Source organism: Bacillus taeanensis, assembly GCF_003318295.1.
Lineage (GTDB): Bacteria > Bacillota > Bacilli > Bacillales > UBA6769 > Maribacillus > Maribacillus taeanensis.
The window spans coordinates 161,631-184,921 of record NZ_QOCW01000006.1; the positions used below are offsets into that span (position 1 = coordinate 161,631).

The window sequence follows — 23,291 nt, forward strand, 5'->3', positions numbered from 1 at the left end:
ACAAATAAACAAGCACGATTTCTCATCTGTAGAAATCGTGCTTTTCTTTCAACTGTTTCTCCAATTCCTCAATAGGCAAAGGTTCACTAAAGAAATAACCTTGTCCAATATGACAATGATTTTTCTTTGAAAATGTGACTTGTTCTTCATATTCTACACCTTCAGCAACTAAAATGAAGTTTAAATTACGGCCCATTTGAATAATTGTTTTCACAAGCGCTTCACCATTTTCATTGCTTTCCTTTATAAAAGATTTATCAATTTTCAAGTTATCAATTGGCAATTGATTTAATACACTTAATGAAGAATAACCCGTTCCAAAATCATCAATGGCAATCTTAATGCCTAATGCTTTTAATTTGTTAATAATAACAATGGATTCTTCAATATCCTGGACAATACTTTCCGTAATTTCCAATTCTAAATAATATGGATCAAGTTCTGTCTCAATTAATACTTCATTTACCATTTCTAAAAACTTATGATCGCGAAACTGTTTAACTGAAACATTCACCGCCAATTTTATAGAAGGAAATCCCTTTCTGTGCAGCTCCTTTATTTCTTTACAAGCTGTTTTTAAAATCCACTCACCAATTCGGACAATCTAACCTGTTTCTTCTGCAATTGGAATAAATTCAAGCGGTGAAATAAATCCAAGCTCTTTTTGATGCCAGCGAACTAATGCTTCTATTCCAACAAACTTCCCTGTACTCAAATCGACTTGCGGCTGATAATACAGCGTTAATTCATTATGTTCTACCGCCTTTCTTAAGCTTTGCTCTAACTGCATTTTCCGTTGATTTTTTTTATGAAGCTTTAAATCATAAAAATGGTAACTGTTCCTTCCTTCTCCCTTAGCAGCATACATTGCTGTATCCGCATTTTTTATTAATGCATCAATACTTGCTCCATCTTTAGGATATACGCTTATGCCAATGCTCGGTGTCATATACATTTCATTTCCTTTGATATGAAATGGAGATGAAAGCTCATCAATCATTTTTTCAACCGTTTGAGAGATTGCTTTCTGTTCAACACTTTCTAAAACAATAACGTATTCATCCTCCCCATAACGGGAGAGAAAGCTTTCTTTATCTGTACATTGATTTAAACGTTCTGATACTTGAGCTAACAAAAGATCACCAATATCGTGCCCAAAATTATCATTAATCACTTTAAAACGGTCTAAATCTAAAAGCATTACGGAAAAACTTTTGGAATGTTTTATTTTATTCTTTAAATATTCATTTAACTGATTGCGATTCGGCAACCCAGTGGTTGTATCATAATAAGCTAACTGTTTTATTTTTTCTGCTGATTGTTTCCGTTCCGTAATGTCCCTGACAATTACTTGTACGGCACTTTTCCCTTGATATGTAGTCTGAAAAGCTCTTATTTCTACCGGCACATAACGCCCATTAGGTAACATAATATTTTGCTCCCTTAACTCGCTCTCACCTTCTTCTTGCACTTTATTCATACGCATAATTGTATAATTATACTCTTTAGGGGGAACAAAATCTAAAATATGTTTTCCAATTAAGTCTTCCGCATTTTTTGCTTCCGTAATATTTACACCAGCTTCATTTATATAGACAATTTCTCCTTCGATATGGACAAGTACAACCTCTGGCAAACTCTCGACCAACTTACGATAACGTTCTTCGCTCTCTTGAATGGCTCGAAAATTTCGATCAATTAATTTATAAAACAACCATCCCGTTAACATAACAAAGAAAATCCCTTTCAAAACAGCAAGAAGATCGATTCCTAAAAATAGTAGTTCATTTATAAAGTTCTCTAACACCCAATCGCTTCCAAATATCCATAATCCGCTCATAACGATATAAATGATAATAATTCGGATGGAGGGATTTTTAAATGTATTGATCAAGGTTTTCATTTCAGCCCCTACTCTGCTTAATCAACTCATTCATAAAAATAAGCTTATTTTATATTTCTTAACTACATTTTAAAGAATTGCTTTAATGTAGTAAACCTAAAAACGTCCTCATTAGCTAGTGGAAGCCGTTCTTTTTAAACATGTGTAAAAATAAGTAAATATATAAACGTAATAATTAATTATCTTTTAATTAAGTTACTTATAATAATGATTCCCCGAGACTTCACATTCAAACACCTAACAGATATTTAAAGATCTAGAAAAAAGAATAAGTACTCTCGGAAATCGAAAATCAACTAATAAAACTAGTAGTAGGTTCCTATATGGGTTCACCTCTAGTTTTAAATATTACCCCGCCTTCTTCTATAAACTTCACTTTAAAGCTAAGTGTCTAAAGAAATAGCCCTCTCAATAGAGTGAATAAGACGTTTTTCTACATCCATTGCAATTTCATTTAACGATTGATCATCGGCAAGGTTAATTAATGCCGTTGGTTTTGGCATACCAACTTTTGTTTGACCGCTATCTTCATATACAACAATTTTACACGGTAAAAAATAGCCTACCATTTTATTTTCTTTTAAAATCCGATCTGCTTCTTTAGGATTACAAACTTCTAATATGCGAAACGGCGTATTAAAATCCATTCCTTTTTCTTGAAGCTTTCCGGTTAAATCAAAGTCCCATAAAACACCAAACCCATCTTGTTGCAATGCTTCTTCAAGAGAGCTTACTACTTCGTCAATATCCCTAGACGTTTCTACAGTAAAATCAAATTCCATTCTTATAATCCCCTTTCTTAAAAATTCTTTTAACACAACAGTCAGTTTCTCTTTATTCAATGATTTTAAGATGAACAACTTACTGCCTGTTTATTCTTTATTAAAACAGATTAATGCACCCACATACATATACCCTGTTGTGTATACAAATAAACTTAATTTACTTCTCTTATATGTAAAGGCGCATGATCCCCCCTATAAAGGACTTATAACACAGGTAATATGACCCGTAAAATGTGAAGTTTTTATGGAGTTTTATTTAAAAACTAAGTGGTATACATAGTTGTATCGAGTGGAGGTGGAATTCAGTCATGGAAAATTACAAAGAAAATAGTTTAACATTACGAGGTGCAGTTGGATTAGGAACCGGTGTTATGATTAGTGCGGGCATCTTCGCACTTTTAGGACAAGTTGCTGAATTAGCAGGGAACTGGTTTCCCCTTGCCTTTATTATCGGAGGAATCGTAACAGGATTTAGTGCTTATTCTTACGTTAAAATGAGTAATGTTTATCCCTCTGCTGGTGGGATTGGGATGTATTTCGTAAAAGCGTACGGGAAAGGAACGATTACAGGTGCCGCTTCCTTGTTAATGGCCTTTTCAATGGTTATTAACCAAAGTCTTGTTGCACGGACTTTTGGCACATATACGCTGCAGCTTTTTAATTATGAAGAAGGCAGCTATCTTATTCCGGTACTCGGCGTTGCGCTTCTTGCTGTTGCTTTTATTATTAACATTATGAGCAATAAGTTTATTGAGTCACTTACTTTAATTATGTCTCTTATCAAAATTTTGGGTCTTGCCGCATTTGCGATTGTCGGTCTTTGGATTTCAAATTTTTCGGTTGACAGCATCACTGCAGGCGGATCTACAGAGCAAACACCGGTTGGATATTTCGCAGCAATAGCTTTAACAATTCTTGCCTTTAAAGGGTTTACAACAATTACAAACAGCGGCTCTGAAATTGTAAAACCGCATAAAAATATCACCCGGGCAATCGTCATTTCGATTTTAATTTGTACCGTTCTTTATGCCCTGTTAGCTTGGGCAGTTGCGAGTAACCTTTCGCTAGAAGAAATTATTAAAGCGAAAGATTATGCATTAGCAGAGGCTGCAAGACCTGTGTTTGGTCATTATGCGCTTTGGTTTACCGTAGCGATTGCAATTATTGCAACGATTACTGGAATTATTGCCAGCATTTTTGCGGTATCACGAATGCTTGCGATGCTAACTGATATGCATTTAATTCCTCATAAACACTTCGGGATGCCGGGAAGTATTCAGAAGCATACGCTCGTTTATACAGTTGTCCTTGCGATGATTTTAACGATCTTTTTTGATTTAAGCCGGATTGCTTCAATGGGTGCCATTTTTTATCTTGTCATGGATATTCTTTTCCATTGGGGGATTTTAAAAAATCTTCGTAAGAAAATCGAAGCAAAGCCTTATATTGTCATCATGGCAATCATATTTGATGTCATTGTTTTAGGGGCGTTTATATGGGAAAAGAGTTCTTCTGATCTTTGGGTAGTTCTTCTTTCAATTGCTTTAATTGTACTTATTTTTATTGGAGAAAAGTTCTTTTTAAAAAGAGTGGATACAGAGGAGGGTGAAAAGGAATAAATAACCATAAAGGAAGGGCGGCTGGAATAGCCGCCCTTCCTTTATGTTCTTATAAGATTAAACCACATCATAGCCCTGATCTTCTACCGCTTCTTTCATGCTTTCTTCAGATACCTTGCCTTCTTCATATTCAACGTTTGCTTTTCCTGCCTGTAAATCAACCTCCACATTTTTTACACCTTCTAATTCTTTTAACGCATTTGTAACTGCTGATTTACAATGTCCGCATGTCATTCCTTGTACATTCAGTGTTGTTTGTGCCATTTTAAATTTCCCCTTTCTTTTATCAGTGTTTCATAAGATTCTTCATAAAGTACTAAACCGCTTCTGAGGGATGTTAGTAAACTCTCGATCATCACGGTTTGGTTAATGAAATAGACAACCTGTTATAGTTTCACGCGTTTTAAACGAAGCGCATTTGCAACAACAGATACTGAACTAAACGCCATTGCCGCACCTGCAATCCATGGCGCTAAGAGGCCAAGCGCGGCAACCGGTATCCCAATAGAATTGTAAAACAATGCCCAAAATAAATTTTGACGAATGTTGCGCATCGTTTTCCGACTTAGTTCAATCGCTTTTGGAATATTTAATAGATCACCGCCAACAAGTGTAACGTCAGCTGTTTCAATCGCGACATCTGTTCCCGTTCCAATTGCAATTCCGATATCCGCTAATGCAAGCGCCGGAGCGTCGTTAATTCCATCACCGACCATTGCCACCTTTTTCCCTGCTTCCTGCAGCTCTTTTACTTTTGCTGCTTTCTCTTTAGGAAGTACCTCTGCAAATACCCCGTCAATACCAACTTCAGAACCGATTGCTTTGGCGGTACGCTCGTTATCACCAGTAATCATAAAAACCTCAACGCCAAGCTCTTTTAAATTTCGAATTGCTTCTTTGGAAGACCCTTTGACCGTATCGGCAACTGCAATAATTCCAGCTGGCATACCGTTAACAGCTAAAAGCATTGCTGTTTTTCCTTCTGTTTCTAAATGAGTTAGCTGCCTTTTCTGGTTTTCATAAATGATTTTTTCCTTTTCCATTAACTTGCGCGTACCAACAACAACTGTTTTTCCTTCCACAACCGCTTTTATACCATGACCAGGTATTGCTTCAAAGCTTTCCACTTCTTTTACTGCTGCATTTTTTTCTTTTCCATACTGGACAATTGCTTCTGCGAGCGGATGTTCAGAAGACTTTTCAGCTGCGATTAAATATGGAAGCACGCCTTCTTGAAGTTCAATCCAGTTCGTTACTTCGGGCTTTCCTTTTGTAATCGTACCTGTTTTATCCAGAAGAATTGCATCAATTTTATGTGTGCCTTCTAAATATTCGCCGCCTTTAAAAAGAATCCCCTGCTCAGCGCCTTTACCGGTACCAACCATAATCGATGTTGGTGTTGCAAGTCCGAGTGCGCAGGGACATGCAATAACAAGAACGGCAATTGCGGCTTCTAAGGCAGCCGGTAAATCTCCCGGTGCAGCAAATGCGTACCAAGCAATAAACGTAATAATTGAAATCCCCACAACAATCGGAACAAAGATACCGGAAATGATATCAGCCATTCGCTGAATCGGTGCTTTTGACCCTTGAGCTTCTTCAACAATTTTAATAATCCCCGCAAGTGCAGTATCTTTTCCGACCTTTGTTGCTTCTATAACAAGCCGGCCGTTTTTATTTATCGTTGAGCCGATTACAAGATCTTCAGCCGTTTTTTCAACTGGAATCGATTCACCGGTAATCATCGACTCATCAACGGAAGATTTTCCTGAAACGACCATACCATCAACTGGTATTTTTTCACCAGGCTTTACAACAAGCTGATCGCCAACCTGAACCTGTTCAACGGGAATCTTCACTTCTTCCCCTTCACGAAGAACGGTTGCTTCTTTTGCCTGTAAGCTTAATAACTTTGAAATTGCCAGTGTGGTGCGGCCTTTTGCCAGTGCTTCAAACAATTTGCCGACTAAAATTAGGGTAATGAGAACGGCACTCGTTTCAAAGTATAAATGCGGCATATAGTTTGGATTATTTAATGTACGAAATGCTTCAACTAAACTGTAAAAATAAGCCGCCGATGTGCCAAGCGCAACAAGTACGTCCATATTTGCACTTTTATTTGCTAATGCCCGGAATGCCCCAACATAAAACTGCCAGCCGATATAAAACTGAACGGGGGTCGCAAAAATAAACTGCACCCACGGATTCATAAGAAAATCCGGTACTGGAATTCCTAAATCCCACGGCATATGAGCGACCATCGTATATAAGAGCGGCAGCGATAAAAGAATGGATATAACGAGTTTGATCTTTTTATTTTTGATTTCTTCTTCTTTTGCATCTTTTTTCGCGCTGCGATCCTGCTTGATAACAACGGTATAACCAAGCTTTTTCACTTTTTCAAGCATCTCGTCGACAGAAACAAGTCCGCTTTCATATTCAACCGTTCCGGATTCGGTGGCAAGGTTAATATTGGCCGCTTTCACACCGTCCATTTTGTTGAGTACTTTTTCAATACGAGTCGAGCAGGCAGCACAGGTCATCCCTTCAATATCCAGTTCAACTTTTTCGGTTTGAACACCGTAGCCGAGCTTTTCAATTTTATTAACAATCTCCTGCTTGTTAACGCGTTCCGGATCGTATGCTACACTTGCTTTTTCCATTGATAAGTTAACGTTAGCTTCAACGCCGTCCATTTTGTTAAGTACTTTTTCAATACGAGTCGAGCACGCGGCACAGGTCATGCCGGTAATGCCAACATTCATTTTTTCTTGATTAGCAGCCACCTCTATCACCTCCTAAGACTTCGAAAACTGTTTAATTACTTTCATTAATTCTTCGATATGTTCTTCACCATTCCCGGATTTTATCGCACTTGAAACACAGCTGTTTGTGTGACTTTCTAATAAGTTAAAGCCTACTTTTTTTAATGCTGCATTAATCGCGGAAATTTGCACAATAATATCAACACAATAACGGTCTTCTTCAATCATCTTTTGAATACCGCGCACTTGACCTTCAATTCGCTTTAAACGATTCACAAGCTGCTGCTTCTCATCATGACAGCGCTCATGGGTCGGCTGACTTTGTAAATACTCATTCGCATTGTTTTCCATTTTCTTCACCTCTTAAATATAATATACCCCTGTATGGTATATTATGCAAACAAAAAGAAAATGGCTTTATTTTAAACTCAAATGATATAACAATATTTGTACACCCTTGTACATGCTCATTGAAAACTGAACATATAAGTATGTAATAAAAAACTTTATTAAATTACCTCTTTAACTTTCACCTTTTTAAATTAGGATATCTCTTCCTTTTTTGTACAAACTATTTTTAAGATTATTTTTAATGGAGGATCAAAATGGGAGGAGAACAAGTTTTACAGAGTGATGATCTACGCATCATTATTACAGCAATTATTGTCGGTACCTTTGCACGCTTTTTTACATTAAAGGAAGATTATCGTCAATACCCAAGCTATCCAAACGGCTATATTATTCACATTATCACCGGTTTTGTTGCTGCAGCGCTGGGAGCTGTTGCAGTGCCGGCCTTAATGAGTAAAAACTTTGTTGCTGTGACATTTTTAACACTCGCTATTCAGCAATTTCGTGATGTGCGGAAAATGGAGAAAGAAAGCTTGAACGACCTTGAACAAACGGAATACACCTTTCGCGGCAGTGCTTATATAGACGGTATTGCTAAAACATTTGAAGTACGCAATTATTTTTCTTTAATTACGGCTCTTATTACATCGATTACAATGACAGTCGTACCTTTAAATATGTGGGGGGAAATTGCCGCAGGTGTAGGGGCAGGAATTATCGTACTGCTGTTATTAAAACGTTTCTCAAAAGGAAAAACTATTGGGGATATCGCTCAAGTAGAACAAGCAGAAATTGAAGTGAAAGATTCTGAGCTTTTTGTCGATGGAATCTATGTAAGCAACCTTTTAGGAACTGACAACGCTGCAAAGTTATTCCAAGAAGAAGGGATGGCTGTTGTGATTACTCCGAACGAAAATCATTTTCGAATTAATCTCGATAATTTCGGACAGCGGCAGGCAGCATTATTTGAAGCTACTCGTGCATTAGGTATTAAACGCTACCATTTTACTCGAAAAGACTATCAAGATGGCAGAGTGGTCATTGCGCTCGTCCCTCTTAAACGAGATCAAGATGCAATGATTGAAGCAGTGAAAAAATGCCCATTAATTGAAAGCGCCAAAAAAGATCACGCTGTAATGGGTAATTCATTGAAAGGAAGAGAATAATGGGACGCGAAGCATCGATGAAACCAAATTATGAAATTCTTGCCTATCTTACATTAGAGAAAAACCGTGTACTGACAGGAAAACCACTCGTCCTGCATGCGAAAAATGAAGAAGAATTGAAAGAAATGACGGCTGATATTGCGAAAGCATTAAAAGGAGATGTGGTTCGATTAAAAAATAAAGACTACATGGTTATACGAGTTTAATATGAAATGCCCCTCTTATCCATTATAGAGGAGCGTTTCATATTTATAGGAAAATTTTATAAAACAATTAATGTTCCGTGCATTCCTGCTTCTTTATGACCAGGAATTGTGCAAACAAAATGATACGTGCCTGCTTCTTCAAATACAAACGTTTTGCTGCTTTCTTTTCCCGGCAGCGCATGAAGATGAACTGCTTTTCCACTCTTTCTTAAAATCTCAATTTCGAAATCATGATCAACCTTTCCATTATTTAATAACAAAATTTTTACTTCTTTCCCTTTTGGAACTTTTATTGAAGCTGGCGTATATCTGAAGTCTTCTGCTGTTACTTTTATGGTCTCCGTATTTATATTCGATTGCTTCATACTATCATGGTCATGTGTTTTTGCTTCTGCCGTAAAGCCTGTTTGTCCATTATGAACTTCAACAATGTTTCCGAGTTGTTCATAGCTGTAAAAGAAGATGATCAAAATAGTTACAATAATAATCGGATTACCGAGCCACCTGTTCTTTTTTTCTAGTTCACTGTTTATCATATAAATTAATGTAAACGTAAGACATATAAATAGAACAAACATAATTTTTAGAAATGCATTTGGATGATCCATCGCAAGCATTTCGCCAAGCATCGCTCCCATCATCCCACCCATTAGTCCAGAAAGCATACCGTCTAAAACAGCCATTAAACTAACTGCTACCCCTGCGAAAAAACCAACCGTTAACCCAATAATCATGCTAATTAAAGTAGAAGCCATTAACTGTCCGGATAGTAAAATGCCAAGTAGTGTACCGATTATTAACCCAACCATCATTCCTAATGCCATGGCCACCATCATCCCGGTCATACAGGTGATTTTTTTTCGATTCACCATCACAATACCAATCACCCAAAAAGATAGAAAAGAAATTACAACCAATGTTACGAGTAAGGCTGGCGTCATCATGTTCCTTCCTTCCCATAAGCAAGTTTGTCCGTCTCTAAAATATATCCTCTTTATAATAGACTCATGAATGATTTTTTATCTTTATTAATGATTAGCGCTTTTTCTTTTTCTAAAGACGAGCATTAAAATATAAATGGCCGCTAGGAACAAAATAACTTTCCCCTGCCATGTCAAATTTGTCACTTGATAGACTGAATATGCCTCAATGAACATTGCCGGCACTTTACCGAGTGAGCTTGCTAGAACAAATATACTGATTGAAACACTTCCAATTGCCGCAAAAAATGTTACAACACCTGAAGGTATAAATGGAAGAAGTCGAAACGCTAAAATAAGATAAAATGCATTCCTCCCTCTTACTTCCATTAATTCTCTTCCTTTTTTAAAACGAGACAGCTCCTTTTGAGAAATTTTCTTAAATCCTTTTCGATACAGCCAAAATGCTGCAGCAGCTCCAATGGATTCCCCGATAAATGAAAGAAGTGCCCCTTCCCAAAATCCAAATACGGCAATGTTTGCTGATGTTATAAAAACAGTGGGAACGACTCCTAATATCGCAATTAGAATATTGATACAAATACTAATAAAAATAGCCGCTTCTTTATAAGACGATAATAGTTCTGTTATTTGTTTTTCCATATATTTTTCACCTTTGAGTTTTTTGAAGTAAGAGCCAATTGTATCATTATTTTAATTATAGAGTGCTTACATGTGATATTAATGGACTTATTAACTTAAAAATATTCTACCTTATTTTACTAAAAATTTTAAACTCTCTCTAAAAAAACACACAAATTTATTTAGTAAAGAATAAATTGATTATAAGAGGTGATAATATGCCTGTTTTTATTGGAGCAGTTAAAATAGGCGGTGTCCAATCAGGGGCATCGGTTAATGCTGGTGAAATACCAATTACATCTACTCATAGTAAAATGAATATGCAAGCACAAGCAGGTTCCTTTACTGTAGGGGATGCAAACCTTATCAATAATGCCGGAAGCGGAAATTTATCATGTCCAGTTGTAAATGATCCTGATGCACTTGAAGTAGCTAATTAAAGGAGAGGGGGAGGGGTAAGTTGTGAATAACTTTTATCATTGGAGATATAATCAATTGGTTAATGAATATCAATTGTTAAAACAACTTACCTATTCCAATCAACAGAAGTCCAAGAAGCTTAAACATGAAATGAAGCAACTAGAAAAAGAACGAAAAAAATTGGAAGAACTAATTAATAAATTTTTGTCAACAAATCAACATTCTCCTTCGGTGGACTTTACAATTAATAACGTAAAAATTAATCAAATACAATCTGGTGCAGCCTTTAATCTTGGAGAAAAAATCTTTAATTATACAAACAGTGATATGGACATGGATTTAGGTCCAAACTCAATGAATGTCGGTGATTATAATCAAATGAAGCATTGTGCAGATGATAATATAAAAGTTAAACTTCCTCCTCCATCAATGGATGAGGAAGTTTAGCTTTTAAAATCATAATGACAGTCCAACTTCTTTAATATAACTATCCTTATATTCGGATGAATACTCCCTCACTTCCTTATATTTACTTTAATAATTATCCTATGTAAAAAAGAACTAACTTTGATTATCTTTAAAAAGTCACAGACACAAATACCTAAAATGTAAATTTTTTACTAATAGTAAAAAATCAAATTTGTTAGGCATAGTTTTCATTTATGTAAGACAAATTAAAGACGTACCATTTATAAAAAGGAGGCATTTTTATGGGAGTTTTACCTTCATCACCAACTACAATGGATCAATGTATCGAGGATTGTTTAAAATGTTTGCGAGCTTGTGAAGAATGTTTAACTGCCTGCTTACAAGAAGCAGATGTACAGGCACGCACAAAATGTATTCAAACATTAAACGATTGTGCCGAAATTTGTGCACAAGCTGTTTCTTACATGTCACGCAACAGCCGTTTTTCCCAACAATTATGTAACCTTTGTGCACAAATTTGTGAAGCATGTGCAGCAGAGTGTGAAATGTTTCAAGATGAACACTGCAAACAATGTGCGCAAATTTGTCGTACTTGTGCTGAGTCCTGTAAACAGATGAGCTCTGCAGCAGTATAAAGAAATTTTTCAAAAAACAGTACTAATTCAATGTTCAACAAGCAGCGGGAACTTCCCGCTGCTTGTTGAACATTGAAAGAAATCACTAACCAATCATCTTATAATGCTTGATAACATCTTTACCAAAAAAAGAATGGTAAAAAGGCTAAAGCCGCAATAGATGCTAAAGCAATGCCATATCCATAGCCGTAACCAAATCCATATAAATAAGTACCGAAGTCATTACTATCATTTAAGTATCCTTCTTCGATTGGTCTAAGATGTACCGATTCATTATTTACTCGTTCAATAATTCCTCTATGAACACTGCCATCATAACAGGTAATTTCAACAGCTCTTCCAACATTTTCATTACAAACACCGTAATAATGTTCAGCAGACACCTGTATTCCTCCTTTCTCCCAATTTAAATGAGAAAAAGGAGAGAAAATCCCCCCTTTTTACTCTTAATAGCCAACAAACGCAGCTCCAACAATAATTAATAGGATAAACAGAACTACAATTAAAGCAAAGCCTGCTCCGTAGCCGTATCCATATCCTCCTTTAACACCCATTTGTTGTCCTCCTTCCATCAAATATTTCTAATCAGTCTCTTATCCATCTAAACATAATCTGTAAATGGTGTAATTAGCATAATGAGCGATTGATAGTTTCCAGTACTTTTAACAACATCATTCATTAAAAAATGAAAAGCTTAGAAAACCTTTATCACTAACAGCATATGTAAATAAGAAAAAATGGAATGGTTTTATGTGGAGAGCAAATGCGGAATTTTATTTTAATAAAACAAAAAAGTTTGCTCCCTATCTAAAAAGAAACAAACTTAGGTTATAATTAACTCAATAAAATTTATAGAAACGTGCTAACCTAATACAAAGGTAGACAGGATAAATAATAAAATTAAATCACCGTTAAAACGAAAGTTTACTCCTAAGAAGCTTGAATCATTAGAGACAAAATTAAAATTGGAATGGTAACTGCTAAAGAGACATAAAAGCGCTTCTTAAAGTCTTCGATCATATGACCACGGTGTTCACTATGATGATGACCCTCTTCTTTATGTTCCTTATCCATATGGTGATGATTACCTTCATGATGTTTATGATGATGTGCATGTTCCATTAAAACATCCTTCCTTCATTACATACACTTACCCGGTATATGTAAATAATTAACGTAAAAAAAAGAAAACGAACACTTTCTTCCTGTATGACTTTCTCTACTTACTTTTTAATGCTAATTTAACTGAAAAATAAACAACTACACCTATTACAAGTAAATGAAGAAGCCACATTATTAAACCGTACCCCATCATTCCAAAGCCATAGCCTCCCATCATATGTCCAAACCCCCATTCTCCTTTTTCACCGCTATATGCCGCTGCAAGATTACTCATACCAACTAATAAGATCATTGTTAAAATACCAATCCGTTTTTTCATGATTTTTTCCTCCCTTTATAAAATAAGGTTTTTCTTACCACTATTATATAGCCGCAAAATACATATTCCTGTGACCTTTATCACCATTCTTATAAAAATTGAACCATATAAAAAGAGGTTGTCTCAATAGGGTCTGCCCCCCCCCCACAACCTCGCACAAGATGTAGATGTGTTTTATAAATCACATCCTATATATGAGGCGGGGAGGGTCTGACTCTACGCTTTTGAGACAACCCCTTCAAATACAAGAGATTGCTATTGAAAAAGTAAGAATAGGAAGTTTTTAGGCATTAAAGCATCCACAATGTTTATAAAACCCATGGCACTGCAAGAAATAGCACTGCTGCAAGGGATGCAGCTGCGAAGTTATAAGGTGACATTGCTTTTACATATTTCATATGGTCAGCTTCAGCAATGCCCGCAGACATGGCGGTCATACCTGAAACCGGTGAAGTGACGTCATCAAAGGTCCCTCCAGAAAGTACTGCCGCAATCACAATCGGAACGGAGCCTCCTGTTGTCACAGCAAGTGTCATACCAATCGGCATCATCAATGCCCAGCTTCCCCAAGATGAACCAATAAAATAAGCAACAGCCCCGGTCACTATAAACAGCAGCACTGGTACAAGATTAGAACTAAGGTTTTCACCTAATGTGGTTTCAATCAGACGACCAAGATCCTGTGAAACGTCTGAAAGGGGCCAAGCAACTGCCAAAATTGTAATCGTTACAATTAATTTGTTTCCCCCTTTGAAAAAGCGGTCCATCAATGTTTTTAATTTAATGCCCTGGAATCGATAAATAAAAGCCGTTGCTAAACTCGTTACAGCAAGTGCTACTAACATGGAACGAGCCGGTTCATCACTTCCCATCATTAAAAAGAAGCTTAATGGAATAAGAACTGCTAGCGGAAAAATGAGATTGACTAACCGTGGTTTAAGAACAGACTTTTCATCCATGTCGTGATCATGCTCCATACTTCCTTTCATCGCATTTCCTGTTTGATCTTTTGCTGTATGGGCTTTTTCTTTATGGTCGAATTCTTCAGAAAACTCTACACCAAAGGCTTCTTTCCTATGACTAGTTGTACTTTTTTGTAAAAGGCTTTTCATTTTCCCAAAGTTGAACATAGGAACAATTGAAAGAAGGGCAATTAGAATAGACAAATAACTAAAAAAGTTAAATGGAAGCGAACGGATGAAAAGTGAAAAAGCAGATCCCTCAATCCCTGCAACCTGCACTCCCTTTTCGATTACTCCGAGGACGTAACCAACAAATGTTGTCGCAAACGGAATTAAAATGATTACGGGACTTGCCGAATTATTAAGCATATAAGCCATTCGTTCTTTTGATATGTTCTGCTTTTCAGCAATCGGTTTAATAATAGATCCTGTCGCCACTACACGGAACCCGCAATCAATAAATGTAATAGGAAGCAATCCCCAAAGAGCTGCAAGTGTTCTTTTACTATTTGTTAAATATTTTGCCATCAGTTTTGCAAAAGCTTGAATTCCTCCAGAAACTTGAATCAAAGATACAAATCCGCTAAAGATATATAAAAATAAAAGCACATTCATATTATTAGGATCGGTTAGCACTCCGATAACATAGCTAATCGTTTGATTAAATGATTGCAAAAAAGAATCCGCCACAATCCAACTTCCAAACCATAATCCAGCTAATAAAGAAGGAATCACCTGCTTTGTCCAAATAGCAAGGATAATAGCGATAATCGATGGTAAAATTGAAAACCAAATCTCCATAATATCACATTTCTTGAAATACTATTTGTACTTATTTTGATAATTGGTAGTAGGGATTATTCAAAAATAGGAGAACAGCTAGTTTTTCAGCATACTAGCATCATCACTTTAAGCATTTAGAAATTTTCATTATAATTAAATTAAGTAGAAAACTCACTTTAATGAAGCTCTTTGTCTAAAAAACTGTAAATCCTTCAAAAAAAAAAACGATTTGATAAAAATGAGGCCAAATGTGTCATCCACCTAAAATACCAATATGTAGGCAATTTGTACAAAAAAGATTACCTCCATTTATAACCAATTCCCCACACAGTTGTTAAATGAGTATCAATATCAAACCCTTCTTTTCGGCATTTTTCACGAATATGGCGAACATGAGAATCGACTGTACGACCTTCTGTTTCTGAGTCAAATCCCCATAACATTTCAATTAATTGATCTCGGCTGAATACCTTTTTTGGGTTTTTCAAAAAGAGACCGAGCATTTCAAACTCTTTCCGTGTTAACGGAATGAGTTTATCTTCATAAGAAACAATATATTGCTCGCTATCCCACACTAATTCATTAAATTCTATCCGATTTTCTTGACTTCTGCCCGCTCTCCTCAACAATGCTTCAATCCTTGCGAGTAGTACGTCTTCATCAAACGGCTTCGTAATATAATCATCGGCGCCAAGCTTTAATCCTTTTATCATATCTATTTTTTGATCTCGGGCTGTCAGCATAATAATTGGAACCGTAGAAAATTCTCTAATTTCTCTACACGTCTCCCAGCCGTCCATTTTAGGCATCATTACATCAAGAAGAATTAAATCAAACGATTCCTGCTCAAGTATGTTTAAAGCCTCCTGTCCAGAAAGTGATTGGACGCATTTAAAACGATAAGGAGTTAAATACAAAGAAATTAAATTAGCCATTCGCTGCTCATCATCAACAATTAATAGTTTCCGCACCCTTCATCCCTCTTTCTTTAAACGAATCGTCATTGTTGTCCCGACACCGAGTTCACTTATTGCTTCAATCATTCCCCCGTGCTTTTCGACGATTTCCTTTACAATCGATAAGCCAAGTCCAGTACCGCCAAGTTTTCGAGAGCGAGATTTATCAACACGGTACAACCGCTCCCAAATAAACGGTAACTCTTCTTTCGGAATTCCTTCTCCTTGATCTCTAACTAAAATAATGATCCGATCTTCCTCTTCACTTACCTCTACGCTTACTTTTTTTCCCTTTTCTGTATAGAGAAGTGAATTATCTAATAAATTTAAAATCACTTGCGAAAAACGATCTTCATCCAGTTCTACAAAAGCTTGATTCTCACCTTTTAGTTCCAATCGCACGCCTTTTTCCATATAAGCAGGCTTTACCTTTATAATTAGTTCATTAAGAAGTTTTACGATGTCTACCTTTTGTTTATGTATAGGAAAAGAATGCTGATCCATTTTAGCTAAATGAAATAAATCGGATACTAACTTCGCAGCATGAGTTGCCTCTTCTGTAATAATTTTTAAATATTCTTTTCGTTCTTTGCTGCTGATCGTTTCGCGCTGCGCAATATCGGCATACCCTTTTAAATATGTTAACGGTGTGCGCAGTTCATGAGCGATATTTGCGAGAAAATCAGTTCGTTCCTTTTTTAAACGATTTAAGTTACTCGATAAAAATTGAATGGACTTCGCTAATTCGCCAAGTTCATCCTGCCGCTCAGTATCCAAAGAGTTTGTTTGATTGCCTTGAATGATTTGTTCTGTTGCTTTCTTCATCCGAATTAAAGGCTGTGTAATAAACTTTGTTAGAAAAAAGACAGTAACAGCTGTGAGAAAAAAGGAGAAAATCCCGACTAAACCAAATTGAAAGGTGAGGCGATCATTTACTTTCCGCATCTTTTCCGTGCTTGTAAACATATACACATATCCTTCTAAGCTGTTATTTATTAAAATAGGTGAGGCTGAAGCCAAATATGGTGTTGTGCGCCACCTTGATTCAAGCAAGACCCCTTCTGCTGCAATATCTTTATTTTGGTTCATAATTGTTTTCATTGTGAAGTCAATATAATCAGAGTTCACAAGAATACTTTTATCATTATCGGTAATAACAACAATCGTTGACGCTTCAGATTCCATTAAGGCAACATGCTTTAATGTCAACATATCAAAGTGTTTTTCTAATACGTTACTGTGACTGTTCCCCCGAGTAAGCAATGCCTTCGTTTCATCTTCTATTCGGTTGCCAAGCAGCTCATAGTAAAGAAAAATAAACAGCACAACTTCAATAAAAAGCATGGATATAAAAAAAAGTATACTTAACTTAATCGAAATCCTCTTCATACTTGCCTCCCTTCTTACAAAAGATTATATCCTAACTACTATGATTAGTAACAATTAATGCAATCCACTTCTAAGAAAAAGGCCAATTAACAATGGCTTAAAATAAAAAAATAAGAAACGAGCGTTTGATTGCTCGCTTCTTTTGTAAATTAAAGAAGGAATTCACTTTGATGATCAATCACTAGATGCAATAAATTAATTAGCAAGGTGCTTCTCTTTTTAGAACCCTGTAAATCCACCAAAAAAAACGGCTTGATAAGAATGAAGTTAAGCGGGTCATCCAACCAAAATATAAAAATACCCCCATAAAAATCATTAAATATCCGCCAATTTTAATAATTTTGCGATTGTATTTCTTTATCCAATTCATTTTTCCAATAAAAAATGCCATTAAAAAAAATGGAACTGAAAAACCTAGTATATAGGCAATCATATAAAATAGTCCAGCGCTTGGATTTGAAATACCTAATGCGATCACAGCAGCTAAGATCGGGCCTGTACAAGGGGTCCATCCAGCCGCAAATCCCATTCCAATTAAGCTTGATCCAACATAACCGGACGGTCGATTTTTAAAGGTGATTTTATGATCCTTCATAAAAAAACGCGGTTGAAAGACTCCAATGACGACCAGCCCGAAAACAACAATTAAAATCGCACCTATTTGGCGAATTAAACCACTATATCTTATAAAAAAGCTTCCAATTAACGACGTTGAAAAACCTAAAACAATAAAAATAATTGAAAATCCCAGCAGAAAAAACATTGTATGAAGCATTGCCCGCCGCTTTAGTATCCCATTATTTTCTTTTAATTCATCAACAGAAACTCCTGTAATGTAAGATAAAAATGCTGGATAAAGCGGCAGGCAGCACGGTGATATAAACGATAACACGCCTGCACCGAACGCTAAAAATAAATTAAGATCTCCCATCGTATATCATCCTTTTCTATCATTTTTGGAAAGAGTACCCCTTCCTCAAGGAATGTGAAGGGCGATAGCCCAATCAGTAGGGAGGGGGTGAATTTCCATCATTTATTACGAACACAAGTACGTAATAAATGATATAATAATCGTTGTACATCCTTGTACATGCTCATTGAAAACTGAACATATAAGGTTGTAGCAGAAAAAGACGATCTGCTGCGTAAAATGTTCAAGCCTAGAGAAGCCGAAGATGCGTGATACATGACTAGCACAACGTGTGAAAATGGTGCAGTAGGCTTATTAAAAGAAGTCCCAAAGGCAAGACCGATGGGATAGAGGAGTTGGGCGTATTTAGACCGCCAATGTGTCAACTCCACTAACGTTAAGTGTTCAGAAATGTTCGATACGTTAGAAACCCCCACTTCAAATTTTCGCTAGAAAATTAAGTGGCGGGAGTATTCATTGTATCAATCATAATGTCCAGTATGTGAATGTATCAAGTATCCCAAGAACAACAAGTACTCCGCCGCCAATTCTCTGGATCACAAAACCAACCTTTTTTCATAAATACTCCATTTAAGCCGTAATACCAAATTAAAAACATCGCAATTAAAAACGGAACTGAAGTACCAACCGCAAATACACTTGGCAGTATAACACCGTAAGAACTTGATAATACAAGCGGCATTAATAAAATGAAAAACAACGAAAACATGGTTGGGCAAAATCCTAACGAAAAGCTGCTGCCCATTAAGAACGCCCCTGTTTTTCCATTTTTAAAATGTTTTTCTGGTACTTTCCCTAAAGAAAAATTCCAGTTTAGTTTCAGCCAACCGAGTAAATATACACCAATTACAATAAGCATTGGACCTAAAAACTTACGAATCCACGACAGATAACTTGTTAACTGCCTTTGAAACTCATTTCCGAGCAGCCAAACAATAATCCCTAACCCTGAAAAGACAACAATTTTACCTAAAATGAAAAAGAAAACCGTCGACCATGAAATTCCTTTTTGAAAATAACGATTCCCATAAAACGTTATCGCACCAATGTTGGCTGTAAACTGACAAGGCGCCAACGCTCCTAAAAGTCCTAAAATAAAGGCAGTTAATAATGGAATGTTTTGTGTGCTGTAGGCAAGGGATGTTAACGGATCGTTAAATACCTGGCTAATTATATTAAATATTTTATACATTGTTATTCCTCCAGGTTGTTAATTAGAAGAGTTCAATATTAAGCAAACTCACTGTTATTAAACTAATAACTTTACCTACTTCAAATTTAACTCGATTATATGATTTTTCATACTTTTTATCATAGCCAATAAATGTGAGGATTCTGTGAAGATAAAAGATTCATCTTAATACTTTACTATACAATGCGTGAAACATAGAAAGACCGAACCATTAAGATTCGGTCTAATTTCATCTATTCAGGTTTATTATGTGCATGAGGATCTGGAGTGAAATCTGATTTATAATCTTCATAGTTTACGTGGGAAACCATTCCGGCTGCTGCATGGTGAAGATCATGGCAGTGGAACATCCAATTTCCTGGATTGTCTGCTTTAAAGGCAACCACATATTCTTCGCCAGGCTTCACATTTAACGTATCTTTTATAAGCGGTGAACCTTGTATTGGCTCTCCATTTTTACTTAACACTTGGAAGAAATGACCGTGCAGATGCATTGGATGATCATCAGTTTTAGAATTATTGACAAACTTCACTTTTACAAGATCGCCTTCTTTTACTTTAACACCTTCTGTTTCAGGATAAGCTTTTCCATTAATCGTAAAGACCATTTCCTTTTGCTTCATTTCCGTATTTAGATTCATCGTATATTCAACATCGTAGCTTTGATCTAACGTAAACTCTGCATCTTTACTTTCCCCATACTTTGTTAAGTCAAATACCGATAATTCTTCTTCATCGTTCTCTTGATCTTTCATTTCACTATCATCGTTATACTGAATCAACGCTTTCATACCTTTTGTGCCTTCCATATCGCCATGACATTCGATATACCACTGCCCTTCACTGCCTGCTTCAAACACAACATCATAACGCTCTCCTGGCGCAATCGAAATAAGCTGGTCTTTAAATAAAGCAGGGTTTACGATTTCCTGTCCATCTGAGCTAATCACCTTGATATCATGACCATGAACATGAATCTTATGAGACATAAATCCTGCGTTTATAAAGCGAAGACGAACTTTGTCTCCATTTTCTACAAGAAGAGGCTCCACACTGCTGCCGCTTTTTCCGTTAATCGTAAATAGGTCATACATACGCATATCATGACCCATTTCACCAGGTTCAGAGTGTCCCTCTTCTTGATCCATACTCATTCCTTCATGTCCTTCCGATGATTCCATATTCATACCCGAATGATCCATTGAACTCATATCAGATGAAGATGTTTCTTCACTCATCCACTCATCCAGCATTAGCACGTAGTCTTTATCATAGACTTCTTCAGAATTTTTAGGTTCTACAATAAATGAGCCATACAACCCTTTATCCACTTGATTTACTCCGTCTTGATGAGAGTGATACCAATATGTTCCTGGCTCTTCTGCTGTAAAGTTATACGTAAACGTTTCACCAGGCTGGACAGCATTCATTGTTACACCAGGAATTCCATCTATATTATTTGGAACAGGAACGCCGTGCCAATGAATTGTGACAGGCTCTGGCAGCTCATTTTTCAGATGAATTGTCAGCTCCTCACCTTCCTGTACTCTTATTTCAGAGCCTGGCACAGACCCATCAAATGTCCAAACAGGAAGTGTCACATTTTCATTATTTTCATTAATTTGCAGTGTTCCTTCTTGCGCTGTAATCGTAAACTCATTGTCTGTAATAACTTTTCTGCTCTGCGATCCCGCTTCTGTTGGTGATGATTTTTCTTCACTTTCCTTCATCTCACTCATATCATGGCCTTCATGATTACTTACATTGTTTGTGCACGCTGTCAATACAAACAGTAAACCAATTAATATCCCTATATACCCAAGCTTTTTCATGCTGCTCACCTTCTTGTTTAAAAGTTATGACTTTCTACGTGATTATATATAATATTTGTGGAGAAATTGTGCAAAAAATGATTAAAGATTTTATTGAATATCGATCGAGTAATAACAAGAAGATATTATTTCTTATATCTTGCTCTGAAACCAGCATTTCTTTTTATTCTAACGCTCTCCATTTGTTCATAGTTTTAACTATAATTCCTCTTACAAGTGAGTGAAGCTCTCATGAAAAAAACAATGTTGTTTCTTGATGGTGATAAGAGGGCCACATTATCAATCATTCGCTCAATCGGAAAAATGAATACTTATCACATCCTATCAGCAGGTAAAAGTAAGACTGATTTATGCAGATTTTCAAAGTATTGCGAGAAACATTATAAATATGATGATCCAGAAAAAAGCATTATTTCTTTTATTCACAGCTTAAAAGAAATAATCAAGATTTCTAAACCTGACTATATATTTCCCTGCAGCGATATTTCGTTATTTTCAATTTATACTTCCTCTTTTTATGATGAAATAAAAGAAAAGCTTATTGCACCAAATAAAGAAACATATCTCCTTTCATTTGATAAAGATAAAATGCAAAAAATCACTGCATCGTGCGGAGTGAAAATAATTGAAGAAGCTTCTTTTAATGAATGTGAGTTTCCTATAGTTGTAAAACCGAGACAATCACGGACTATTATAGAGGATAGAATGATTTATGGATTTCGAAAGATTGTTCACAATAAAAAAGGGTTAGAAAAAGCATTATTCGAAGTCAATCAATACGATAAAAAGCCGCTATTACAAAAAATGATTAAAGGAAAGGCTTTGGTGTATTTGCAGCCGCAAAAGATGGCGAACTATTTGCCGCATTTGCTCATGAACGAGTAAGAGAAGTTCCTCCAGGCGGCGGGGTAAGTACACTTCGTAAATCTATAGAAGTTCACCCTTCACTTCTTGAAGCTTCAAAAAAAAATTGTGCAGGCTCTTGATTGGACAGGAATTTTAATGATCGAATTTAAAGGAATCACAGAAGAAGACGCCTATTTTATGGAGGTTAATGGAAGACCGTGGGGATCAATGGATTTAGCTATCTCTTCAGGAGTAGAATTTCCACGTATGATGCTTGATTTATTTGTTCATAATCTCAGCTATCAAAAACTCCAAAAAAACTATCAGCAAGACTATGAGTTAGACGCTTATTCAAAATGGATTGTTGGAGAGTTAAATTTTATTCGTTATTTATTAAAAGAAAGCCTTCCTTTTAAACAGAAAATGAAACTGTTAATTGAAGTCTTATTTCACAAACCGAAAAAAGTTACCTATGATACCTTTCACGCTAATGATCCGCTTCCTTTTTTTATGGAGTTTTTAACCATATTAAAGAGTGGACTTATGAAAGCTCTATTAAAACTTAAAACTAAACTCATGCTTTCTCTCAAAAAAATCAAAAAGAGACAGCAAACATGAACTGCCTCCTTCCATTCTACTATACTGTTATTTGACCAACCATTCCTGCTTCTTCATGACCAGGTATACTGCAGTACAACTCGAATGTACCTGTTTCTTTTGGAATAAATTTAATACGAACAGTTTGGTCTGCCTTAGCATTCATATGAAAGGTTGTTATATTCAAGCTGATCTCCACTAACCTTATCTTGCGTAAGCGTTTCAAACGTATCTAGTATCTTATTTTCAAACTTATCATGTGTCTGTGCGGCTAAATTATAACTTCTATTTACATAATCATAAACCATCAATCCACTATAATCACTGGAAAGAAGTTTGTTAATATCCAGCAAAATCTCTTTTCTTTTGAAGGAGGCTAATTGAATAAAAGGAAGAGGCTGGGACATAACTAGCTTCAAATAATGAAAAAAGAGAAATTGCGGACGCAATTTCTCTTTTTTCATTATTATGCCTTATATCAGTTGTTGTTGGCTGTGAATTTTCTTAAATTCACAGCCATT

The 23,291-nt window shown here is 36.0% G+C and carries 24 protein-coding genes and 3 pseudogenes; 8 read left to right on the forward strand and 19 right to left on the reverse strand.

Annotated features, from left to right (window positions below; translation table 11 throughout):
• Positions 1-22: 22 nt before the first annotated feature.
• A pseudogene (locus tag DS031_RS24090) lies at positions 23-1,903 on the reverse strand (putative bifunctional diguanylate cyclase/phosphodiesterase).
• 383 nt (positions 1,904-2,286) lie between these two features.
• Positions 2,287-2,685, reverse strand: coding sequence for a DUF302 domain-containing protein (locus DS031_RS08245; RefSeq protein WP_113805471.1), 399 nt, complete (start codon positions 2,683-2,685; stop codon positions 2,287-2,289).
• Between the two features lie 311 nt (positions 2,686-2,996).
• On the opposite strand from DS031_RS08245, the gene DS031_RS08250 reads away from it, so the two are divergent.
• Complete coding sequence (locus tag DS031_RS08250) at positions 2,997-4,307, forward strand: APC family permease (RefSeq protein WP_113805473.1); 1,311 nt, start codon at positions 2,997-2,999, stop codon at positions 4,305-4,307.
• 57 nt (positions 4,308-4,364) lie between these two features.
• Here the strand turns inward: DS031_RS08250 and copZ are convergent, their stop codons facing one another.
• From copZ to DS031_RS08265, 3 genes are all read right to left on the reverse strand, one after another.
• A complete protein-coding gene (copZ, locus tag DS031_RS08255; RefSeq protein ID WP_113805475.1) occupies positions 4,365-4,571 on the reverse strand; it encodes a copper chaperone CopZ in 207 nt (68 codons plus the stop codon).
• 122 nt (positions 4,572-4,693) lie between these two features.
• Positions 4,694-7,072: a heavy metal translocating P-type ATPase gene (locus tag DS031_RS08260; RefSeq protein ID WP_113805539.1), complete on the reverse strand. Its 2,379-nt coding sequence runs from the start codon at positions 7,070-7,072 to the stop codon at positions 4,694-4,696.
• 33 nt (positions 7,073-7,105) lie between these two features.
• The gene (locus DS031_RS08265; RefSeq protein ID WP_113805477.1) at positions 7,106-7,423 is read right to left on the reverse strand and encodes a metal-sensing transcriptional repressor; all 318 of its coding nucleotides are present in this window, start codon (positions 7,421-7,423) and stop codon (positions 7,106-7,108) included.
• A gap of 254 nt (positions 7,424-7,677) precedes the next feature.
• Between DS031_RS08265 and DS031_RS08270 the strand changes: the two genes are divergently transcribed.
• Both DS031_RS08270 and DS031_RS08275 read left to right on the forward strand, forming a co-directional pair.
• Entirely contained in the window at positions 7,678-8,589 is a 912-nt protein-coding gene (locus tag DS031_RS08270) for a YIEGIA domain-containing protein (protein WP_113805478.1), read from the forward strand.
• Positions 8,589-8,795, forward strand: a complete 207-nt coding sequence (locus tag DS031_RS08275) for a capping complex subunit for YIEGIA (protein ID WP_113805480.1) — start codon at positions 8,589-8,591, stop codon at positions 8,793-8,795. Before DS031_RS08270 ends, DS031_RS08275 begins: the two co-directional genes overlap by 1 nt.
• A gap of 56 nt (positions 8,796-8,851) precedes the next feature.
• On the opposite strand, the gene DS031_RS08280 is transcribed toward DS031_RS08275, so the two are convergent.
• Positions 8,852-9,736: a cupredoxin domain-containing protein gene (locus DS031_RS08280; RefSeq protein ID WP_181833067.1), complete on the reverse strand. Its 885-nt coding sequence runs from the start codon at positions 9,734-9,736 to the stop codon at positions 8,852-8,854.
• 87 nt (positions 9,737-9,823) lie between these two features.
• On the reverse strand, positions 9,824-10,378 hold the full coding sequence (locus DS031_RS08285; RefSeq protein WP_113805484.1) for a TVP38/TMEM64 family protein: 555 nt from the start codon (positions 10,376-10,378) through the stop codon (positions 9,824-9,826).
• A gap of 197 nt (positions 10,379-10,575) precedes the next feature.
• Between DS031_RS08285 and DS031_RS08290 the strand changes: the two genes are divergently transcribed.
• The 3 genes from DS031_RS08290 to DS031_RS08300 all read left to right on the forward strand — a co-directional run bounded on the left by DS031_RS08290 (position 10,576) and on the right by DS031_RS08300 (position 11,841).
• Entirely contained in the window at positions 10,576-10,797 is a 222-nt protein-coding gene (locus DS031_RS08290; protein ID WP_113805486.1) for a spore germination protein, read from the forward strand.
• Positions 10,798-10,819: 22 nt separating this feature from the next.
• Positions 10,820-11,224 (forward strand): hypothetical protein, encoded by a 405-nt coding sequence (locus tag DS031_RS08295; protein ID WP_113805488.1) that lies wholly within the window; start codon positions 10,820-10,822, stop codon positions 11,222-11,224.
• Between the two features lie 263 nt (positions 11,225-11,487).
• Complete coding sequence (locus tag DS031_RS08300; RefSeq protein WP_113805490.1) at positions 11,488-11,841, forward strand: four-helix bundle copper-binding protein; 354 nt, start codon at positions 11,488-11,490, stop codon at positions 11,839-11,841.
• Between the two features lie 119 nt (positions 11,842-11,960).
• Here the strand turns inward: DS031_RS08300 and DS031_RS08305 are convergent, their stop codons facing one another.
• From DS031_RS08305 to DS031_RS08350, 10 genes and pseudogenes are all read right to left on the reverse strand, one after another.
• Positions 11,961-12,224: a hypothetical protein gene (locus DS031_RS08305; RefSeq protein WP_113805492.1), complete on the reverse strand. Its 264-nt coding sequence runs from the start codon at positions 12,222-12,224 to the stop codon at positions 11,961-11,963.
• A gap of 63 nt (positions 12,225-12,287) precedes the next feature.
• The gene (locus DS031_RS08310; RefSeq protein ID WP_113805494.1) at positions 12,288-12,395 is read right to left on the reverse strand and encodes a YjcZ family sporulation protein; all 108 of its coding nucleotides are present in this window, start codon (positions 12,393-12,395) and stop codon (positions 12,288-12,290) included.
• Between the two features lie 376 nt (positions 12,396-12,771).
• Positions 12,772-12,963, reverse strand: coding sequence for a hypothetical protein (locus tag DS031_RS08315; RefSeq protein WP_113805495.1), 192 nt, complete (start codon positions 12,961-12,963; stop codon positions 12,772-12,774).
• Between the two features lie 97 nt (positions 12,964-13,060).
• On the reverse strand, positions 13,061-13,282 hold the full coding sequence (locus tag DS031_RS08320; RefSeq protein ID WP_113805497.1) for a hypothetical protein: 222 nt from the start codon (positions 13,280-13,282) through the stop codon (positions 13,061-13,063).
• Between the two features lie 308 nt (positions 13,283-13,590).
• On the reverse strand, positions 13,591-15,045 hold the full coding sequence (locus tag DS031_RS08325; RefSeq protein ID WP_113805499.1) for a Na+/H+ antiporter NhaC family protein: 1,455 nt from the start codon (positions 15,043-15,045) through the stop codon (positions 13,591-13,593).
• Positions 15,046-15,326: 281 nt separating this feature from the next.
• Entirely contained in the window at positions 15,327-15,998 is a 672-nt protein-coding gene (locus DS031_RS08330) for a response regulator transcription factor (RefSeq protein WP_113805501.1), read from the reverse strand.
• Positions 15,999-16,001: 3 nt separating this feature from the next.
• Entirely contained in the window at positions 16,002-17,372 is a 1,371-nt protein-coding gene (locus DS031_RS08335) for a sensor histidine kinase (protein ID WP_113805503.1), read from the reverse strand.
• A 219-nt stretch (positions 17,373-17,591) separates the two neighbouring features.
• Positions 17,592-18,303 (reverse strand): annotated as a pseudogene (locus DS031_RS08340) (cytochrome c biogenesis CcdA family protein).
• 465 nt (positions 18,304-18,768) lie between these two features.
• Positions 18,769-19,495: pseudogene (locus DS031_RS08345) on the reverse strand (urease accessory protein UreH domain-containing protein).
• Between the two features lie 233 nt (positions 19,496-19,728).
• Positions 19,729-21,327: a multicopper oxidase family protein gene (locus tag DS031_RS08350; RefSeq protein ID WP_113805507.1), complete on the reverse strand. Its 1,599-nt coding sequence runs from the start codon at positions 21,325-21,327 to the stop codon at positions 19,729-19,731.
• A gap of 231 nt (positions 21,328-21,558) precedes the next feature.
• Between DS031_RS08350 and DS031_RS08355 the strand changes: the two genes are divergently transcribed.
• Positions 21,559-22,212: an ATP-grasp domain-containing protein gene (locus tag DS031_RS08355; RefSeq protein ID WP_113805509.1), complete on the forward strand. Its 654-nt coding sequence runs from the start codon at positions 21,559-21,561 to the stop codon at positions 22,210-22,212.
• Positions 22,213-22,278: 66 nt separating this feature from the next.
• The gene (locus tag DS031_RS08360; RefSeq protein WP_113805510.1) at positions 22,279-22,791 is read left to right on the forward strand and encodes an ATP-grasp domain-containing protein; all 513 of its coding nucleotides are present in this window, start codon (positions 22,279-22,281) and stop codon (positions 22,789-22,791) included.
• 19 nt (positions 22,792-22,810) lie between these two features.
• On the opposite strand, the gene DS031_RS08365 is transcribed toward DS031_RS08360, so the two are convergent.
• Positions 22,811-22,957, reverse strand: a complete 147-nt coding sequence (locus DS031_RS08365) for a plastocyanin/azurin family copper-binding protein (protein ID WP_245947286.1) — start codon at positions 22,955-22,957, stop codon at positions 22,811-22,813.
• A complete protein-coding gene (locus DS031_RS08370; protein ID WP_113805514.1) occupies positions 22,926-23,234 on the reverse strand; it encodes a hypothetical protein in 309 nt (102 codons plus the stop codon). The genes DS031_RS08365 and DS031_RS08370 overlap by 32 nt, the downstream gene beginning before the upstream one ends.
• Between the last annotated feature and the right edge of the window lie 57 nt (positions 23,235-23,291).

Bases quoted from the DNA above. Each gene is read 5' to 3' on its own strand.
- DS031_RS08245 (WP_113805471.1), bottom strand. From the start codon at position 2,685: ATGGAATTTGATTTTACTGTAGAAACGTCTAGGGATATTGACGAAGTA.
- DS031_RS08250 (WP_113805473.1), top strand. From the start codon at position 2,997: ATGGAAAATTACAAAGAAAATAGTTTAACATTACGAGGTGCAGTTGGA.
- copZ (WP_113805475.1), bottom strand. From the start codon at position 4,571: ATGGCACAAACAACACTGAATGTACAAGGAATGACATGCGGACATTGT.
- DS031_RS08260 (WP_113805539.1), bottom strand. From the start codon at position 7,072: ATGAATGTTGGCATTACCGGCATGACCTGTGCCGCGTGCTCGACTCGT.
- DS031_RS08265 (WP_113805477.1), bottom strand. From the start codon at position 7,423: ATGGAAAACAATGCGAATGAGTATTTACAAAGTCAGCCGACCCATGAG.
- DS031_RS08270 (WP_113805478.1), top strand. From the start codon at position 7,678: ATGGGAGGAGAACAAGTTTTACAGAGTGATGATCTACGCATCATTATT.
- DS031_RS08275 (WP_113805480.1), top strand. From the start codon at position 8,589: ATGGGACGCGAAGCATCGATGAAACCAAATTATGAAATTCTTGCCTAT.
- DS031_RS08280 (WP_181833067.1), bottom strand. From the start codon at position 9,736: ATGACGCCAGCCTTACTCGTAACATTGGTTGTAATTTCTTTTCTATCT.
- DS031_RS08285 (WP_113805484.1), bottom strand. From the start codon at position 10,378: ATGGAAAAACAAATAACAGAACTATTATCGTCTTATAAAGAAGCGGCT.
- DS031_RS08290 (WP_113805486.1), top strand. From the start codon at position 10,576: ATGCCTGTTTTTATTGGAGCAGTTAAAATAGGCGGTGTCCAATCAGGG.
- DS031_RS08300 (WP_113805490.1), top strand. From the start codon at position 11,488: ATGGGAGTTTTACCTTCATCACCAACTACAATGGATCAATGTATCGAG.
- DS031_RS08310 (WP_113805494.1), bottom strand. From the start codon at position 12,395: ATGGGTGTTAAAGGAGGATATGGATACGGCTACGGAGCAGGCTTTGCT.
- DS031_RS08315 (WP_113805495.1), bottom strand. From the start codon at position 12,963: ATGGAACATGCACATCATCATAAACATCATGAAGGTAATCATCACCAT.
- DS031_RS08320 (WP_113805497.1), bottom strand. From the start codon at position 13,282: ATGAAAAAACGGATTGGTATTTTAACAATGATCTTATTAGTTGGTATG.
- DS031_RS08325 (WP_113805499.1), bottom strand. From the start codon at position 15,045: ATGGAGATTTGGTTTTCAATTTTACCATCGATTATCGCTATTATCCTT.
- DS031_RS08335 (WP_113805503.1), bottom strand. From the start codon at position 17,372: ATGAAGAGGATTTCGATTAAGTTAAGTATACTTTTTTTTATATCCATG.
- DS031_RS08350 (WP_113805507.1), bottom strand. From the start codon at position 21,327: ATGAAAAAGCTTGGGTATATAGGGATATTAATTGGTTTACTGTTTGTA.
- DS031_RS08355 (WP_113805509.1), top strand. From the start codon at position 21,559: ATGAAAAAAACAATGTTGTTTCTTGATGGTGATAAGAGGGCCACATTA.
- DS031_RS08370 (WP_113805514.1), bottom strand. From the start codon at position 23,234: ATGAAAAAAGAGAAATTGCGTCCGCAATTTCTCTTTTTTCATTATTTG.